14 protein-coding genes are annotated in these 17238 nt (G+C 73.0%); 9 read left to right on the plus strand and 5 right to left on the minus strand.

Annotated elements, in window-relative coordinates:
- Positions 1 to 5 precede the first annotated feature (5 nt).
- A complete protein-coding gene (locus tag ACFYON_RS11290; RefSeq protein ID WP_354868814.1) occupies positions 6 to 1172 on the minus strand; it encodes a homogentisate 1,2-dioxygenase domain-containing protein in 1167 nt (388 codons plus the stop codon).
- A 94-nt stretch (positions 1173 to 1266) separates the two neighbouring features.
- Between ACFYON_RS11290 and ACFYON_RS11295 the strand changes: the two genes are divergently transcribed.
- From ACFYON_RS11295 to ACFYON_RS11315, 5 genes are all read left to right on the plus strand, one after another.
- Entirely contained in the window at positions 1267 to 2136 is an 870-nt protein-coding gene (locus tag ACFYON_RS11295) for a hypothetical protein (protein WP_354868812.1), read from the plus strand.
- 26 nt (positions 2137 to 2162) lie between these two features.
- Positions 2163 to 3362 carry a fumarylacetoacetase gene (fahA, locus tag ACFYON_RS11300; RefSeq protein ID WP_354869171.1) on the plus strand — a complete coding sequence of 400 codons (1200 nt, stop codon included), beginning with the start codon at positions 2163 to 2165 and terminating at the stop codon, positions 3360 to 3362.
- 172 nt (positions 3363 to 3534) lie between these two features.
- Positions 3535 to 3744 carry a DUF397 domain-containing protein gene (locus ACFYON_RS11305; protein WP_128137238.1) on the plus strand — a complete coding sequence of 70 codons (210 nt, stop codon included), beginning with the start codon at positions 3535 to 3537 and terminating at the stop codon, positions 3742 to 3744.
- A 110-nt stretch (positions 3745 to 3854) separates the two neighbouring features.
- Entirely contained in the window at positions 3855 to 4337 is a 483-nt protein-coding gene (locus ACFYON_RS11310) for an SRPBCC family protein (protein ID WP_355015087.1), read from the plus strand.
- A gap of 67 nt (positions 4338 to 4404) precedes the next feature.
- Complete coding sequence (locus tag ACFYON_RS11315; protein WP_354868808.1) at positions 4405 to 5658, plus strand: PQQ-binding-like beta-propeller repeat protein; 1254 nt, start codon at positions 4405 to 4407, stop codon at positions 5656 to 5658.
- Between the two features lie 126 nt (positions 5659 to 5784).
- Here ACFYON_RS11315 and hisC read toward each other — a convergent pair whose 3' ends face one another.
- The 4 genes from hisC to hppD form a co-directional block, all read right to left on the minus strand.
- Positions 5785 to 6888: a histidinol-phosphate transaminase gene (gene hisC, locus ACFYON_RS11320; protein ID WP_355015086.1), complete on the minus strand. Its 1104-nt coding sequence runs from the start codon at positions 6886 to 6888 to the stop codon at positions 5785 to 5787.
- Positions 6885 to 7937: an RDD family protein gene (locus tag ACFYON_RS11325; protein ID WP_355093767.1), complete on the minus strand. Its 1053-nt coding sequence runs from the start codon at positions 7935 to 7937 to the stop codon at positions 6885 to 6887. Before ACFYON_RS11325 ends, hisC begins: the two co-directional genes overlap by 4 nt.
- Positions 7938 to 8169: 232 nt before the next feature.
- Complete coding sequence (locus ACFYON_RS11330; protein WP_355093765.1) at positions 8170 to 8685, minus strand: RDD family protein; 516 nt, start codon at positions 8683 to 8685, stop codon at positions 8170 to 8172.
- A 184-nt stretch (positions 8686 to 8869) separates the two neighbouring features.
- Positions 8870 to 10075: a 4-hydroxyphenylpyruvate dioxygenase gene (gene hppD / locus ACFYON_RS11335; RefSeq protein WP_354868797.1), complete on the minus strand. Its 1206-nt coding sequence runs from the start codon at positions 10073 to 10075 to the stop codon at positions 8870 to 8872.
- 140 nt (positions 10076 to 10215) lie between these two features.
- Between hppD and ACFYON_RS11340 the strand changes: the two genes are divergently transcribed.
- The 4 genes from ACFYON_RS11340 to ACFYON_RS11355 all read left to right on the plus strand — a co-directional run bounded on the left by ACFYON_RS11340 (position 10216) and on the right by ACFYON_RS11355 (position 17197).
- Positions 10216 to 10704, plus strand: a complete 489-nt coding sequence (locus ACFYON_RS11340) for an Lrp/AsnC family transcriptional regulator (RefSeq protein WP_354868794.1) — start codon at positions 10216 to 10218, stop codon at positions 10702 to 10704.
- A gap of 85 nt (positions 10705 to 10789) precedes the next feature.
- Positions 10790 to 12226, plus strand: coding sequence for a PQQ-binding-like beta-propeller repeat protein (locus ACFYON_RS11345; protein WP_357708614.1), 1437 nt, complete (start codon positions 10790 to 10792; stop codon positions 12224 to 12226).
- Between the two features lie 76 nt (positions 12227 to 12302).
- Positions 12303 to 13970, plus strand: coding sequence for a fumarate hydratase (locus tag ACFYON_RS11350; protein ID WP_357708617.1), 1668 nt, complete (start codon positions 12303 to 12305; stop codon positions 13968 to 13970).
- A gap of 257 nt (positions 13971 to 14227) precedes the next feature.
- Positions 14228 to 17197 carry a BTAD domain-containing putative transcriptional regulator gene (locus ACFYON_RS11355; RefSeq protein WP_387189715.1) on the plus strand — a complete coding sequence of 990 codons (2970 nt, stop codon included), beginning with the start codon at positions 14228 to 14230 and terminating at the stop codon, positions 17195 to 17197.
- Positions 17198 to 17238 lie beyond the last annotated feature (41 nt).

Consider the following 17238-nt stretch of genomic DNA (forward strand, 5'->3'; position numbering starts at 1 on the left):
GTACGTCAGGACTTGCGCGCCCAGGTCCAGGCGTAGCCGTCGTCCTCGCAGTCGGCGGCCGCGTCGCAGAGGTCCAGCGGCCGGAACGTGTCCACCATGACCGCCAGCTCGTCGAAGAACTCCGCCCCGATCGACCGCTCCGCCGCCCCCGGCTGGGGGCCGTGGGTGAAGCCGGACGGGTGCAGTGAGATCGAGCCCTGCTCGATGCCGGAGCCGCGCCGGGCCTCGTAGTTGCCGCCGGTGTAGAACAGCATCTCGTCGGAGTCGACGTTGTGGTGGTTGTACGGCACCGGGATGGCGGCCGGGTGGTAGTCCACCTTGCGCGGCACGAACGAGCAGATCACGAAGTTCGGGCCCTGGAACGTCTGGTGGACCGGCGGCGGCTGGTGGATCCGCCCGGTGATCGGCTCGAAGTCGTGGATGGAGAACGCCCACGGGTACATGTGCCCGTCCCAGCCCACCACGTCGAACGGGTGGTTGGCGTAGACGTACCTCGTCCAACCGCGGCGGTGCTTGACCAGCACCTCCACCTCCTCGCCGTCGACGAGCAGCGGGCTGTCCGGTCCCCGGACGTCGCGCTCGCAGTAGGGCGCGTGCTCCAGGAACTGGCCGCGTACGGAGAGGTAGCGCTTGGGCGGCCCGATGTGGCCGGCGGCCTCGACGGCGAGCAGCCGGGTCGGTTCGTCGCCGGTGGGCACCAGGCGGTGGATGGTCGAGGTGGGGATGACGACGTAGTCGCCCGCCACCGCGTCGAGCACGCCGAACGGCGACTCGACCCGCATCGACCCGGCCTCCAGGTAGAGGCAGTGATCGCCGGTGGCGTCGCGGAACAGCGGCGACGGGCGGTCGGCCAGCACGTACGCGATGCGTACGTCGTCGTTGGCGAGCAGGTACTGCCGGCCGAGCACCGGGTCGGCGCCGGTGCCGTCGAGCTTGTGCGTGCGCAGGTGGCGCGGCTTGAGCGGCAGGTTCGGCACGCGGGTGACGGTGGGCGGGGCGTACTCCTCGGCGGCGAGGATCGCGGTGGGCGCGTGCCGGTGGTAGAGCAGCGACGAGTCGGAGGAGAAGCCCTCCTGGCCGACCAGTTCCTCCGCGTAGAGCGTGCCGTCGGGCTGGCGGAACTGGGTGTGGCGCTTGCGCGGCACGTCGCCGACGCTGCGGTAGTACGGCATCTCGCCTCCCGATATGTCCCGTTCTCCGGCCGGTGGCGTCCGATAATCGGACGCTGTTGTCCGTTCCTCGTAGCGTCCCGTACATTCTTGTCTCGTGTCAACGCAGGTGCCCCGCCTCCTCTCCGGCCTGGTGGACGACGCCGCGGTCTTCCCGCCGGGCAACGCCCCGCTGCCCGACGCGGTGACCGCGCACCGCACCCACCGCACCGCCTGGTACGCCGGCATGGTCGGCCCACTGCTGCTGCCCGCCTCGGAGATCCAGCGCGGGTCGCTCGACGGCCTGGTCGACCCGGCCGAGGGTTTCGTCGTCGGCCTCATCGGCGACACCGGCCTCGACCGGTTGCCGCAGGCGCTGTCGTTCCTCCCGCCGCTGGGCGTCACCGCCCGCCAGGTCGAGGCGCCGGTGGCCAAGCGCGGCGAGGACCCGCAACCCGGGCTGTCCGAGCTGGTGGTGCTCGCCGACCGGCTCGACGGCGCCGCCGCCGTGTACGCGGAGATCCCGCTGACCTTCGGCCTGATGGGCGCGCTCGACACGCTCGCCGAGGCGCGCGCCGGCGGGCTGCCGGTGGCGGTCAAGTTCCGCACCGGCGGGCTCGCCGCCGAGTTGTTCCCCACCCCGGTCGAGCTGGCCGCGGTGATCTGCGCCTGCCGGGACCGGAAGCTGCCGTTCAAGCTCACCGCCGGGCTGCACCACGCGATCCGGCACCGCGACCCGGAGACCGGCTTCAACCACCACGGTTTCGTCAACGTGCTGGGCGCGACGCTCGCCGCCGTCGGTGGCGCCGAGGTGGACGGCGTGGCCGAGCTGCTCGCCGCCACCGACCCGGTACGCGTGGTCGAGCCGGCCCGGGCGCACCGCGACGCCGAGCGCCCGCTCTGGGTCGGGTACGGCTCGTGCAGCATCGCCGAACCACTTACCGATCTGATCCGGCTGGGGCTGGTGAACGGAGGCTACGAGGCATGAGCGAACGCACCGAGCGGAGTGCCGGCATGAGCTGGGTTCCAGGGGTGGCGGGCTCGGCGTACGGGGTGACGAACCTGCCGTACGGCGTGTTCCGGCACGGCGAGGGCGAGCCGCGCGTCGGCGTCCGGATCGGCGACGTCGCGCTGGACCTGGCCGGCGCGGAGGCGGCCGGTCTGGTGCTGGCCGGCGGCGCGCTGGGCCGGCCGACGCTCAACGCCTTCATGGCTCTCGGCCGCCCGCAGTGGACGGCGGTCCGGCAGCGGATCATCGAGCTGCTCACCGAACCGGAGCACCGGGCGGCGGTCGAGCCGTTGCTGGTGCCACTGCGCGAGGTCGAGATGGCGCTGCCGTTCGAGGTGGCCGACTACGTCGACTTCTACTCCTCCGAGCACCACGCCTCGAACGTCGGGCAGATCTTCCGGCCCGGCCAGCCGCCGTTGCTGCCGAACTGGAAGCACGTGCCGATCGGCTACCACGGCCGGGCCGGCACCGTGGTCGTCTCCGGCACCCCGGTGACCCGCCCGACCGGCCAGCGCGCCAGCGCACAGGGCCCGACCACCGGCGCCTCGGTACGCCTGGACATCGAGGCCGAGGTGGGCTTCGTGGTGGGCGTTCCGAGCCGGCTCGGCGAGCGGGTGCCGGTGGCCGACTTCGCCGACCACGTCTTCGGCGTGGTGCTCGTCAACGACTGGTCGGCCCGGGACATCCAGGCGTGGGAGTACCAGCCGCTCGGACCGTTCCTCGGCAAGTCGTTCGCCACCTCCGTGTCGGCCTGGGTGACGCCGCTGGAGGCGCTTGCCGACGCGTTCGTGCCGGCGCCGGACCAGGACCCGCCGGTGCAGGACTACCTGCGCGACACCCCGCGCCTCGGGCTGGACCTGACGCTCTCGGTCGAGTGGAACGGCGAGCGGGTCGCCGAGCCGCCGTTCGCCGGGATGTACTGGACCCCGGCCCAGCAGCTCGCGCACCTCACCGTCAACGGCGCGTCGCTGCGTACCGGCGACCTCTACGCCTCCGGCACCGTCTCCGGTCCGGAGCGCGGCCAGGTCGGGTCGTTCCTGGAGCTGACCTGGGGCGGGTCCGAGCCGGTCAAGTTCGCCGACGGCCGCGAGCGGACGTTCCTGGAGGACGGCGACACGGTGACGATCACCGCCACCGCGCCCGGCCCGGACGGCACCACTGTCGCGTTGGGCGAGGTCACCGGGACGATCCTCCCGGCCCGCTGACATCCGGCCTGCCACGGCCCCGGTCGCACCAGATGTGCGACCGGGGCCGTTTCCTTCGCCGTTGATCGGTCCGGATCACGTACGCCCGGCCGGCGGCTCCCGGTCGAGCCGGGAGCCGCCGGCGGTGCCGGGTCGGGGCGTACCCCGGGAAGCCGAACAGGAAGGACCGAGCATGACCGAGTTGACCGGTGCCGTCTGGCGCACCAGCAGCCGCTCGAACGATCAGGGCCTCTGCGTCGAGGTGGCGACGAACGTGGTCGCCGCGCACGGCGTGGTGGGCGTACGCGACTCGAAGGACCCGGACGGTCCGGCGCTCGCGGTGAGCCCGCCGGGCTGGGCCGCGTTCGTCACCGCGTTGCGGGGCGGCGCGTTCGGCGGCTGACCGCTCCCCGCGCCACCGGTGCCCCCGCCGGGGCACCGGTGGCGGAAATGTCAGCGCGAGGCTCCCCGTTTCCCGTCACGCCCCGTACCGTGTACGACACGGGAGGTGCCATGTCGACGGTGACGGTATCCGCATTCATCGAAGCGCAGGACGCCGACCTGTGGCGGCTGCTCGCCGACCTCCCGGCCCGCGCCGACTGGCTCTCGGCGGTGGACGCGGTCGAGGTCCTGGGCGCCGGCGGGTTCGGGCCGGGCACCGTGTGGCGGGAGACCCGCGTCCGGCCGGACGGCGGCACCGAGCCGGAGGAGTTCGAGGTGATCGAGGCGGTCGCGCCCGGACGCCTGGTGCTCGGGTCACGCGGCGCCGGCGCCGACTACCGGATCACCTGGACGCTGCGCACGGTCGAGCGGCGGCGGCGCGGCTGCACGGAGGTCATTGTCGAGCAGGAGGCGGTGCCGACCCGGGCGTACGGCCGTGTGCTGGCCCTGATCCTCGGCGGCCTGGCCGCCCGCGCGGTCGAGGCCGCGCTCCGGCGTGACCTGGCCGACCTGGCACTGGCCGCCGGTCCGGCCCGATCCACCGAGGCCGTCTGAGCCGACCCGGCCGCTCCTCGTACCCGGCCCGTACCCGGCCGGTATGGTGCCGGGGCGGAGGTGACGGATGGCGAAGGCCGCGAAGCGGCGGGCCGTGGTGGCGCTGGTGGCGGTGCTCGCCGTCGCGGCGTCGGTCGCCGTGGTCGTCCGGGTGCTGGCACCCGCCGAGGTCGACACCCCAGCCCGCAAGCCCTACCCGGAGGCGCCCGCGCCGACCTCCGGGGCGCTCGCCCGGCTGCCGGTGGCGCCACTGGTGGTGGACGGCCGGCTCCGCGTCTACGCCGGCACCCGTCAGGTGTACGCGGACCAGCCGGTCACCGGACGGCACCGGGTCACGCCGTTCTGGTCCTTCCGCCGCTGGCCGGCGAAGCTGGCCGGAGTGTTCGCCGAGCAGACCACCGTCGTCAGTCGCTGGTCCGACGGGAGGCTGGTGGCGCTCGACGCGCGTACCGGCCGGGTGGCCTGGCGGGCCGACGGCCCGCGGCCGGGATCGGTGCCGGAGCCGCGGCGCACCTTCGCCGCCATGGTCTGGGATCCGGCCGGACTGCACGTGGCACGCACGGCCGAGGGGCGGACCGTGCTGCTCGCGGCCGGTCCGGACGGGATCGGCGGGTACGACCTCGCCGACGGCCGCCGGCTCTGGCACGCCGACGTGAGCCGGGGCTGCCGGTCCGACGTGGGTACGACCGCCAGCGGCGAGCTGGTGGGCGTGGACCGCTGCGACGGACCGGCCGCCGTCGAGCTGCGGGACGCGGCGACAGGTGTGGTGCGGACCCGCTGGCGCCCGCCGGGCGCGTCGGAGCAACTGGTCGTCACGCCGGTGGGTTGCCGCGACGGGCACTCCGGTTGCCGAGGGCTGCGGACCGCCGGGCCGGACGGCGCGGGCAGCCGGGGCTGGCTGGTGACCGACCCGGGCGAGCCGGCCGTCGCGCCCGGCCTGGACCACCCGGACACGGTGCTGGACGGCGAGCGGGCGGTGGACACGTCCGGTGGCGTGGTGGTCGGGCGATCGGCGCGTACCGGCGAGGAGCTGTGGCGCCGGGCGGACATCCATCCGGCCCGGGTGCTCGCCACCGAGCCGGGACGGGTGCACCTGCTGACCGACCGGCGGGAACTGGTCACCGTCGACCCGCTCACCGGTACGACCCGGTCGAGTTTCGTGCTGGACCTGGGACGGGACGGGATCGGCTGGCGGCCGGGCCGGGCGTACGCGGTGGACGGCTACGTCGCGGTGGAGCGGCTGCGGGAGAGCGCCACCGCTGAGGACGACGACCAGGGGTACTTCCTGATGGCCGAGCCGGTGCTGCTCGCGGTGACCTGACCCGGCGCGTCAAGCATAACAAAACGGACAAAAGGCCCTAGGGTTCTCTTGTCTGGTCGGTCTTCGGACGAAGACGCCCGGCGCCGGTCCGTAGGGGGTTGACGGACCGGCGCCGGGCGCGCCCGGTCAGGCCAGCGCGGCCTCCGCGGCGGCCAGGAACGCGTCGTTCTCGACCGGGGTGCCGATGGTGACCCGGACGCCGTCACCGGGGAACGGCCGGACGATCACGCCGCGCGCCTCGCACGCCCGGCCGAACTCCACCGCCCGCTCGCCCAGCGGCAGCCACACGAAGTTGGCCTGGCTGTCCGGCACGTCCGGCACGAACTTGCGCAGCGCCTCGGTGACCCGATCCCGCTCGGCCACCACCAGGGCGCAGCGTCGCTCCATCTCGTCGGCCTGGGCCAGCGCGGCCAGCGCGCCGGCCTGAGCGGCCATGCTGGTGGAGAACGGGGTGACCACCTTGCGCACCGCGGCGGCCACCTCCGGCGCCGCGACCAGCCAGCCGATCCGCAGACCGGCCAGGCCCCACGCCTTGGACAGCGTGCGCAGCACCGCCACGTTCGGCCGGTCCAGGTAGGTCAGGCCGTCCGGCACCTCCGGGTCGGTGACGAACTCCCGGTACGCCTCGTCGATCACCACGAGCACGTCGTCCGGCATCGCGTCGAGGAAGCGGTCCAGCTCGGCCCGGCGCACCGCCGTACCGGTGGGGTTGTTCGGGTTGCAGACCAGGACCGTCCGGGTCCGGTCGGTCACCGCCGCCGCCATCGCGTCCAGGTCGTGCCCGTGGCCGGCGTCGTTCGGCACCCGCACGCTGGTCGCGCCGCTGGTCGCCGCGATGATCGGGTACGCCTCGAAGGAGCGCCACGAGTAGAGCAGCTCGTCACCGGGCAGGCAGGTGGCGCGCACCAGGTGCTCGGCCAGCGCCACCGACCCGCAGCCGGTGGCGATCCGGTCGGCGTCCACGCCGTACCGCTCGGCGAGCGCCTGGCGCAGCGCCACCACGCCCATGTCCGGGTAGCGGTGCGAACCGGCCACCGCCTCGGCCACCGCCTCCACCACGCCCGGCAGCGGGCCGTACGGCACCTCGTTGCTGGCGAGCTTGATCGCCTCGGCCAGGCCCAGCTCGCGGGCCAGGTCGGCCGGGCTGCGGCCGGGCACGTAGTTGGGCAGCGCGTCCAGGTCGGCGCGGGTGAGCCGCAGCGCGGGCTGCTGGCGTCCGGTGTCGGTCATGGGGTGTCTCCCGGGGTGTCGGCGCTCTCGGGCGGGGTGGTACGGGGGTCACGCTTTCGAGGGAGCTGGACCACCACCGTCTGCGCCCGCTTGTCGTGCAGGGCCTGGCGCAGCGGATGGTCGAACAGGGGCGAGAGCGCGTCGATGAGCTGGAGCAGCAGGCCCAGCCCGCAGCAGTACCAGAGCAGCGTCGGCAGGCCGAGGGTGCTCCAGCGCCGGGTGGCCCGGCCGAAGCCGAGCGGCTGGTCCGCCTCGACCGGTAGCGCGCGTACGCCCATCAGCCGCTTGCCGAAGGTCTGACCGCGCGCCGCCATCGACGGCACCTCGTACGCGTACCAGAGCGCGGTGGCGATCACCAGGATGGCGATCTGGAGGCCGCCGGCCTGGTCGTCGATCTGGGGCAGCCCGTCGGTGGAGGTGTCACCGTTCAGCGCCCGGCGCACCGACTCGCGCAGGTACGGGGAGACGGCCTCGACGTAGCGCCAGACGAACCAGCCGTTGACCACGGCGTTGAGCAGGAACACGATGCCCAGGTCGATCAGGCGCGCGACCAGCCGTGCGCCGTACGAGGCGAGCGGCAGCCCGTGCGGGCGCGGGATCGGCTGCGCACCGGGCCAGTGCGGGTACGGCCAGCCCGGCGGCGGCCCCTGCATGCCCGGCCCGGCCTGTCCCGGCTGCCCGGGCCCCGGCTGCCCGGCCTGACCCGGCTGTCCCGGCCACGGGTTCGGCTGTCCCGGCTGTCCCGGCCACGGACCGGCCTGTCCCGGGGGTCCGGCCTGTCCCGGCTGGCCGGGCCACGGGCTCGGTCCGCCCGGTCCGCCGGGCGTGCCGGACGCCGGGGTCGCCTCGGGCCGGTCACCGGGCCCGGGGGCCGGGCGGTCGGCGGCGGGCGTCGCGGCGACCGGCGTGGGCTCTGGTTCCGCGGGCGGCGGACCCTCGGGCGGGGTGACGTCGACCGGAATCGGCGCGCCGATCCAGCCCTCGCCGTCCCACCACCTTCGGGTCTCCGTATCGGCGGGGTCGACGTACCAGCCAGGTTCCAAACTCACGATGCCGTCCTTGTTCGCGACTGCGGGGCTCGCAGACCCGGCTCACTCCTCGCGCTCACGATGCCGTCCTTGTTCGCGACTGCGGGGCTCGCAGACCCGGCTCACTCCTCGCGCTCACGATGCCGTCCTTGTTCGCGACTGCGGGGCTCGCAGACCCGGCTCACTCCTCGCGCTCACGATGCCCCCTCAGTTCGCGACTGCGGGGCTCGCAGACCCGGCTCACTCCTCGCGCTCACGGGCCAACCTTAACGACGACCGTGCCGGCGAACTTGTCGTGTAGGCACTGCTGCCAGGGCTTGTCCCAGAGTTGCCACAAACCGTCGAGGTAGCTGAGGAACGGCACGAACACCCCGCCGGCGAACTCGACGAGCCAGCGCTTGCCGAGCATGCCCCGGGTCAGTGGGGCGTCCGGCTGCATCGGCACGATCCGCAGTTTCATCACCTTCTTGCCGAGCGTCTGCCCGGTCCGGCGGGCGTACTCGACGTGGTAGACCCAGTAGAAGGCGAGCAGCAGAAGCAGGACCCCGAACTCGGCGGCGAGCAGCGGCAGGAACAGGCTCGTCCAGATGTCGAGCGGGTCCGGGCCGTTCGGGCCGGCCTGCTCGACCTGGTCGACCATCCAGAAGACGAGCAGGAGGAAGACCGGCAGGAACAACACCAGCGTCACCGCCATCGCGACGGCGGTGTCGATCAGGTAGGCCAGCAGCCGGTCGCCGAAGCTCGCCAGCGGCTGTCCGTTCGGAGCCACCGGGGGCGGGAGGGGCGCCGGGGCGTACCCGGGGGGCGGGTAACCGGGCGGGCCGGTGTACCCCGGAGGAACGTGTTGTGCGGGCACCGCCGGTCCGCCGGGCGGCGCGAAGCCGCCGCCCGCAGATGGATGTCCGGCGGGCGGCGGCGTCGGGTACGGAGGAGGCTGGGTCACGCGGACAGTGTTACAGGTTGCCGCGCTTCTCCTGCTCGCGCTCGATCGCCTCGAACAGGGCCTTGAAGTTGCCCTTGCCGAAACCGAGCGAGCCGTGCCGCTCGATCAGCTCGAAGAAGACGGTTGGGCGGTCCTGCACCGGCTTGGTGAAGATCTGGAGCAGGTAGCCGTCCTCGTCCCGGTCCACCAGGATCTTGCGGGACTGCAGCTCCTCGATCGGCACCCGGACGTTGCCGATGCGGGCGCGCAGCTCAGGGTCCTCGTAGTACGAGTCCGGCGTGTCCAGGAACTCGACACCCGCCGCGCGCATGGCGTCCACGCTGGCCAGGATGTCGTTGGTGGCCACCGCGATGTGCTGGGCGCCGGGGCCCTGGTAGAACTCCAGGTACTCGTCGATCTGCGACTTCTTGCGAGCCACCGCCGGCTCGTTGAGCGGGAACTTCACCTTGCGGGTGCCGTTGGCGACCACCTTGCTCATCAGCGCCGAGTAGTCGGTGGCGATGTCGTCGCCGATGAACTCGGCCATGTTCGAGAAGCCCATGACGCGCTTGTAGAACTCGACCCACTCGTCCATCCGGCCCAGCTCCACGTTGCCGACCACGTGGTCGACCGCCTGGAAGAACCGCTTCGGCTGGAGGCCGGCGTCGATCATCGGCTGCCGGTCCACGATCGGACCGCGGGCCACGAACCCGGGCAGGAACGGGCCGGTGTAGCGGGACCTGTCGACCAGGCTGTGCCGGGTGTCGCCGTACGCGGCGATGGACGCCATCCGGACGGTGCCGTGCTCGTCGCTGACGTCGTGCGGCTCGACCAGGCCGGTCGCGCCCTGCGCCAGTGCGTGCGCGTACGCGGCGTCCACGTCCGGCACCTCCAGCGCGATGTCGGAGACGCCGTCGCTGTGCTTGGCAACGTGGTCGGCGCCGTCGGCGTCCGGGCGGACCGCCCCGGTCAGCACGAAGCGGGCCGAACCGCTGGTGAGCACGTACTGCGCGTGGTCCCGGTAGCCCTGCTCCGGACCCCGGTACGCCACGCAGGTCATGCCGAACGCGGTGGAGTAGTAGTGCGCGGCCTGCTTGGCGTTGCCCACCAGGAAGTGGACGTGGTCCATGCCCTTGACCGGGAAGGGGTCGCGGGTGATGTCGTGGTCGACCGCGCCGACGAGAGTGTCGACGTCGACCTCCTCGGTCGACTGGGGTCGGTCGATCGCCTGGGTCATGGTGGCCTCCCTCGCGTACCGGCCGGCCTCGTGGGCCGCCGTGGATGTGCTCTTCCGGCGAGGATCTACGGGCCACAGTGAGTTGGGCAACAGTTGGCATTATTCCTGGTCAGGTTGTGCATTCGGTACGGTCGGGCACCATGAACACTGGTCAGGATGTACAGCTCGATGAGCTGGACGCTCGCTTGATCGAACTGTTGACGGAGGAGCCCCGGATCGGGGTGCTGGAGTGCTCCCGGCGGCTCGGCGTGGCCCGGGGCACGGTCCAGGCCCGGCTCGACAAGCTCGTCGGCCGGGGCGTGGTGACCGGGTTCGGGCCGGACATCACGCCCGCCGCCATCGGCTTCGGGGTGACCAGCTTCGTCACCCTCGAGATCAGCCAGCGGCACGGCCACGACCAGGTCACCGCGCACCTGGCCGCGATCCCCGAGGTGCTGGAGGCGCACACCATCACCGGCTCCAGCGACCTGCTCTGCCGGATCGTCGCCCGGTCCAACGCCGACCTCCAGCGGGTCATCGACCAGATCGTCGCCTCGGAGGGCATCCGGCGCGCGTCCACGATCATCGCGCTGGCCGAGCAGATCCCGTACCGCACGTTGCCGCTCGTCCGCTCCGCCGCCCGCGGGTAAGAAGGGCCCCGCGTCAACACCTGCCCGGCAAGAAGCGCTGCGACACACCCCGCGCGGGGCCCCGGGGAGCCTGATCGTCGCTACCGTGTGCGGTGTGAAGGGCCTAGGCGTACGCGGCTGGTTGCTGCTCGGGCTCGTCACCGTGGTCGTACTCGCCGCGACAGGCGTCTGGAACCCGTTCCCGGCGCTGTGGGACTGGGTCGACCGCAGCAAGCCGATCTCCGAGCCGGACGTGGCCTGGCAGCAACGCGTCGGCGGCACGCCGCGCAGCGTCACCATCGCCGGCGACACCGTGATCGTGGAGCAGCGCACCCGCATCGAGGCGCGCAACCTCGCCGACGGCAGCCGGCTGTGGGAGCGCAAGGCCGACTGGTCGGCGGTGGCCGGCGGCGGCCGGGACCCGGTCGTCGCCGTGGGCAAGCTGCTCGACAAGGGGTACGAGGTGCTCGACCCGGTCAGCGGCGTGACCCGCCGCCGCGACGACCGCGCGATCGCCGTCTGGACGTACCGGAACCTGCTGCTGGACGCGTACTGCGTGCAGCCCACCGACTGCACGCTGCGCGCCTGGGAGCCGCGTGGCACCGCCCCGCTGTGGAGCGCGTTCCTGCCCGGCGTGCACAGCGGCGTGCTCGCCGACAACCCGGAACTGCTGGGCACCCGGCGACTGGGCGCCAACCGGATCGACGGCGGGGTGGCCGGTCCGGAGTCCGTCCCGCCGCTGCTCGGCTTCCCCGTCGACGGGCGGGTGCACGTGGTGGACACCGCCACCGGCCGGGTGCTGCAGAACGTCCAGCCCGGCCGGGAGGAGCGGCTCGCCGTGGTCGGCGGTCGGCTGCTCCGGATCGCCGCCACCTCCCGTGACGGGGGCTGCTACTACGCCGTGACCGCGGTGGACCCGGCCACCGGTCAGCAGGTGTGGCGGCGTACCGGGCTCAACCTGCGGACCGCCGACTACGCCGGCTGCGTGCAACGGGAGGACCCGCAGGGCGGGCGCAACGTCCTTATCGCTGTCGCCCCGGACGGACGTGAGGCGGTGCTCGACGGGTACGACGGCCGGCTGCTCCAGGTCGGCGCGGACGGCGAGAAGCTGCTCGCCGTGGACGACCGCTACACCGTGGTGCGCAGCGCCGACAAGGGCTCGCTGCTGGGCCGGGAGCTGTCGGCCGACCGGACCCGCTGGACCCGGCCGGCGGGCGGCAAGAGCGGCGCGGCGCTCACCCCGTACGCGGGGGTGATCACCGAGGAGAAGCCGTCCCGGCTGATCGCCGTCGAGCCGCGCGGGGGGCGGGTGCTGGTCGAGCTGCGCACCTCGGCGAACGCGCTGGCGGTCGGCCCGAACGGCATGATCATCGGCGAGGGGCGGGAGATCGGGTACGTCCGCTGGGGCGCCGGTACCGCCGCGGTGCCGGGGCGGGAGCAGGACGGCACACCTGTCGCGCCGGACCCGGGTGGCAGCTGGCGACCGCCGACCGACCAGGGCAGTTGCGGGCCGAAACGGGAACTCTGCGTCGACGGCGGGTGACTGCCTGTGAGAGCGTCGTCCCACCACCCACCTGCGGGTGCCACCGATCGACGCCTCTGCCCTAGGCTTTTCGGTCATGAGCAGTGCCGCCGCCTTCTCGTTCGCACCCCTGCTGCCGACCGGCCCCGACGAGACCGAATACCGCCTGGTCACCGACGAGGGCGTGGACGTCGTCAACGGCCCGGGAGGCCGCCGGTTCCTGACCGTGGATCCGGGCGCGCTGACCGCGCTGACGGCGGAGGCGATGCACGACATCGCCCACTTCCTGCGCCCGGCGCACCTGGCCCAGCTCCGGTCGATCATCGACGATCCGGCGGCCTCGCCGAACGACCGCTTCGTCGCGCTCGACCTGCTGCGCAACGCCAACATCGCGGCCGGTGGTGTGCTGCCGATGTGCCAGGACACCGGCACCGCGATCGTGATGGGCAAGCGCGGCCGGCACGTGCTCACCGACGGCGCCGACGCGGAGGCGATCTCGCGCGGCGTCTACCAGGCGTACACCCGGCTCAACCTGCGTTACTCGCAGCTCGCCCCGCTGACCATGTGGGACGAGCGGAACACCGGCAGCAACCTGCCCGCCCAGGTGGAGCTGTACGCCGAGGACCCGGACGGCCACCCCGACGCGTACAAGTTCCTCTTCATGGCCAAGGGCGGTGGCTCGGCCAACAAGTCCTACCTCTACCAGGAGACCAAGGCGCTGCTGAACCCGACGCGGATGATGCAGTTCCTGGAGGAGAAGCTGCGGCTCATCGGCACCGCGGCCTGCCCGCCCTACCACCTGGCCATCGTCATCGGCGGCACCTCCGCGGAGTACGCGCTGAAGACCGCGAAGTACGCCTCCGCGAAGTACCTCGACGCGCTGCCCACCCAGGGCTCGATGAGCGCGCACGGCTTCCGTGACCTGGAGCTGGAGGCCGAGGTGCTGGAGCTGACCCGCAACTTCGGCATCGGCGCGCAGTTCGGCGGGCGCTACTTCTGCCACGACGTACGGGTGGTCCGGCTGCCCCGGCACGGTGCCTCCTGCCCGGTCGCGATCGCGGTGTCCTGCTCGGCCGACCGGCAGGCGGTGGCGAAGATCACCCCGTCGGGCGTCTGGCTGGAGCGGCTGGAGACCGACCCGGCGCGCTTCCTGCCCGACGTCACCGACGAGACGCTGGACACCGAGGAGGTCGTCCGCGTCGACCTGAACCGGCCGATGGACGAGATCCGGGCCGAGCTGTCGAAGTACCCGGTGAAGACCCGGCTGTCCCTGACCGGCCCGCTCGTCGTGGCCCGGGACATCGCGCACGCGAAGATCGCCGAGCGGCTGGACGCGGGCGAGCCGATGCCGCAATACCTGCGCGATCACGCGGTCTACTACGCCGGTCCGGCGAAGACCCCCGAGGGCTACGCCTCCGGCTCGTTCGGTCCCACCACGGCGGGCCGGATGGACGCGTACGTGGAGAAGTTCCAGGCGGTCGGCGGCTCGATGGTGATGCTGGCCAAGGGCAACCGGTCCGCCCAGGTCACCCGCTCCTGCCAGGCCCACCGCGGCTTCTACCTCGGCTCGATCGGCGGTCCGGCCGCCCGCCTGGCGCAGGACTGCATCAAGCACGTCGAGGTGCTCGAATACGCCGAGCTGGGCATGGAGGCGGTCTGGAAGATCGAGGTGGAGGACTTCCCCGCCTTCATCGTCGTCGACGACAAGGGAAACGACTTCTTCGCCGAGGTGACCAAGCCGGTGCTCACCGTCGGCCGGCGCTGAGTTCAGACGTACGCGAGGGGCGCCCGGAACGACCCGGGCGCCCCTCGGCGCGTTCGTCGTGCATCGACATCGGTGCGCCTGCCCGGCCGCGTGACCGGACAGGCACACCGCCCCCGTCGGATGCCGTAACCGACAACCCGCGACAGTCTGTGTCAGGCCGCTGCCGAACCGCTATCGAATCGCTATCGCCTGCTCCGAGCACCCCGTGATCGTCGGGCTACTCTGCTGAATGTTGCTCATGACAGGCGGGAGCGCGGATGCGGTTCGGAATCCTGGGGCCCCTGCGGGTCGGTGGCGGTGAAGCCACAGTCACCGCGGGACGGGATCGGACCGTGCTCGCCGTGTTGTTGTTGCGCCCCGGACGGGTGGTGCCGGTCGAGGATCTGGTCGACGCCGTCTGGGAGGAGCGCCCACCGGCCACCGCGCGTACCCAGCTCCAGAGCTGCGTGTCGCGGCTGCGGCAGCGGTTCGTGCGGCTCGGGTTGCCCGCCGGGACCATCGTCACCGACCCGGCCGGCTACACCATTCGGGTCGAGGCGGGTGAACTCGACGCCGAGGTGTTCGCGAGCAGTGTGGAGACGGCCCGCCGGGACGCCGCCGCCGGCCGGCTGACCGAGGCACGCCAGCACTACCGGGCCGCTCTGGCGCTGTGGCGTGGCCCGGCGCTGGCCGGCATCCCCGCCCGCAGTGTGCGGCAACGGGCCCGGGCGCTGGACGAGCAGCGGCTCGGCGTGCTGGAGGACTGCGTCGACATCGAGCTGCGGCTGCGCATGGCGGCCGATCTGATCGACGAACTGACCGAGGCGGTCGAGCGCAACCCGCTGCGGGAACGACTACGCGGGCAGTCGATGCTGGCGCTCTCGGCGGTCGGCCGCCACGCGGACGCGCTGGCCGTCTACCGGGAGGGGCGGCGGATCTACGCCGAGGAGCTGGGCATCGAACCCGGTGCGGCGTTGCAGGAGCTGCACCAGCGGATCCTCGCCGGCGACCTGGCGCTGGGCGGGTCGGAGAGCCGGGCGACCGCACCGGTACGGGCGCTGCCGCGCACGATCAGCGACTTCACCGGTCGCCAGCAGACCGTGACCCGGCTGGTGCGGGAGATCGAGGAGGGCAGCCGGGTCCAGCTCATCGACGGCATGGCGGGAAGCGGCAAGAGCACGCTCGCCGTTCAGGTGGCGACCGCGGTGGCCGGCCGGTTCCCCGACGCGCAACTCTTCGTCGACCTGTACGGGCACAGCGAACGCAGCCCGCTGAGCACCGCCGCCGCGGCGGCGACCCTGCTCCGGCAGCTCGGCGTACCCCCCGAGCGGGTGCCGATCGACCTGGCGGACCGGCTGGCGATGTGGCGTTCGGAGCTGGCCGGCCGGCGGGCGGTGGTGGTGCTCGACAACGCGGCCGACGCCGGCCAGGTGGCGCCGCTGGTGCCGAACGGCCCGGACTGCCTGGTGCTGATCACCAGCCGCCGCCGGCTGGTCGGCCTGGACTCGGGCCGGCCGTCCTCACTGCCGGTGCTCGACAGCGACGAGGCGGTCGAGCTGCTGGCCCGGGTGGCCGGCGTGGAGCGGGTCACCGCCGAGCCCGAGGCGGCGGCGGAGGTGGCCCGGCGCTGCGGTCATCTGCCGCTTGCCCTGCGGCTGGCCGGGGCCCGGCTCGCGCACCGGCCGCGCTGGCGGGTGGCCGACCTGGCGCAGCGGCTGGCCGGCGCGTCCGATCCGCTGGCCGAGCTGGTGGCCGGGGAACGCTCGGTGGCCCGCGCCTTCGCGCTGTCGTACGAGCAGGTGTCGCCGGGCGCGCAGCGGGTCTTCCGGCTGCTCGGGCTGCACCCGGGCGCCCACGCCGACAACCGGGTGCCGGCAGTGCTCGCGGAGCTGCCGCTGCCGGAGGCCCAGGACGCGCTCGACGAGCTGGTCGACGCGCACCTCGTCGAGGAGACGGAACCGGGCCGCTACCGGCTGCACGACCTGATCCGGGAGTACGCGCGGATGCTCGGCGCGCAACGCGAGTCGCCCGAGGAGCGAAGGGCGGCGACGGCCCGGCTGCTCAATTTTCACCTGCACGTCGCCGTGATCCTCGTGAAGTCGCTGGAGCCGGTCGCCCTCCACCCCCTGCCGGAGCCGGCGCGGCCCGACCTGGTGGCGGCCGCCACCGGCCTCGGTCGTCAGTGGCTGGAGGAGAACAGGCCGACCATGACGGCCCTCGTCCGGTTGGCCGAGAACGAGGGTTTCCTCCGGCAGTGCTGGCAGCTCGCCCGGGTCGGCTGGGCTATGAACTTCTACGGCGGTCATCTCGACGATCTGGTGGAGACACACCAGATCGGTCTGCGTGCCGCCGAGCGTCTGGGTGACGACGAGGCCGTGGCGACGATGCTCAACTATCTGGCTTCGGCGGACTACCGCCGGGGGCGGTTCGCCGAAGCCGTCCGGCGGATGGAGGTGGCGGTCGGCATCTACCGGCGGCTCGGCCGTCTGGACGAGTTGGGCAGGGCGCTCGGCAACCTCGGCACGGCGTACGGAGTCGACGGGCATCCTCGGCTGGCCATCGAGGTGTTCGAATCGTTGGCGTTGCTCACCCGCCGGCTGGTGGACCCGACCGCGCTGATCAACTGGCTCAACAACCTGTCGTTCACCCTGGTCGGGATCGGCTGCTACGACGAGGCCGCGCGGATATGCCGCAACCAGATGGCCCTGGCCCGGCAACTCGGCGACCTGCGGCAGCTCGGCAATGCGATCGGCCACCTCGGTATGGCGCGGCGCCGGCGTGGGGAGCGCGGCCCCGCGCGCCGGCTCCTGTGTGCCGGCCTGGGACTCAAGCGCCGGGTGGGCAACCGCTACGGCGAGGGCGAGCTGCTCAACGAGCTGGGCATGATGGAGCGCGAGGAGGGCCGGCCGGAGTCGGCCGCCGGGCTGCACTGGGAAGGGCTCGTCGCCATGACCGACGCAGGGGATCTGGTCGGGCAGTGCACGTCCCGGAACCTGTTGGCCCGGGCGATCCTCGACCAGGGTGACGTCGCCAGCGCGCTCGACCTGCACCGTCGGGTGCTCAGCGACGCCACCCGGCTCAGCGCCCGCTACGAGCAGGCCCGCGCGCTGGACGGCATGGCCCGCTGCCTGCGGCACACCGACGCCGACCAGGCCCGCCGGTACGCCGGGCGCGCGCTGGCGCTGTTCCGTCAGGTCGAGTCGCCGGACGGGCGGGAGACCGAGGAGCTGCTGGCGGAGCTGGGCTGAGGGCCGCGCCACTTTCCCTGCACACCGCCGGGAGGCGCGGC

This window comes from Micromonospora sp. NPDC005686, from assembly GCF_042871665.1.
GTDB lineage: Bacteria > Actinomycetota > Actinomycetes > Mycobacteriales > Micromonosporaceae > Micromonospora.

Bases quoted from the DNA above. Each gene is read 5' to 3' on its own strand.
- ACFYON_RS11305 (WP_128137238.1), top strand. From the start codon at position 3,535: ATGACCGAGTTGACCGGTGCCGTCTGGCGCACCAGCAGCCGCTCGAAC.
- ACFYON_RS11315 (WP_354868808.1), top strand. From the start codon at position 4,405: ATGGCGAAGGCCGCGAAGCGGCGGGCCGTGGTGGCGCTGGTGGCGGTG.
- hisC (WP_355015086.1), bottom strand. From the start codon at position 6,888: ATGACCGACACCGGACGCCAGCAGCCCGCGCTGCGGCTCACCCGCGCC.
- hppD (WP_354868797.1), bottom strand. From the start codon at position 10,075: ATGACCCAGGCGATCGACCGACCCCAGTCGACCGAGGAGGTCGACGTC.
- ACFYON_RS11310 (WP_355015087.1), top strand. From the start codon at position 3,855: ATGTCGACGGTGACGGTATCCGCATTCATCGAAGCGCAGGACGCCGAC.
- ACFYON_RS11290 (WP_354868814.1), bottom strand. From the start codon at position 1,172: ATGCCGTACTACCGCAGCGTCGGCGACGTGCCGCGCAAGCGCCACACC.
- ACFYON_RS11340 (WP_354868794.1), top strand. From the start codon at position 10,216: ATGAACACTGGTCAGGATGTACAGCTCGATGAGCTGGACGCTCGCTTG.
- ACFYON_RS11350 (WP_357708617.1), top strand. From the start codon at position 12,303: ATGAGCAGTGCCGCCGCCTTCTCGTTCGCACCCCTGCTGCCGACCGGC.
- fahA (WP_354869171.1), top strand. From the start codon at position 2,163: ATGAGCTGGGTTCCAGGGGTGGCGGGCTCGGCGTACGGGGTGACGAAC.
- ACFYON_RS11355 (WP_387189715.1), top strand. From the start codon at position 14,228: ATGCGGTTCGGAATCCTGGGGCCCCTGCGGGTCGGTGGCGGTGAAGCC.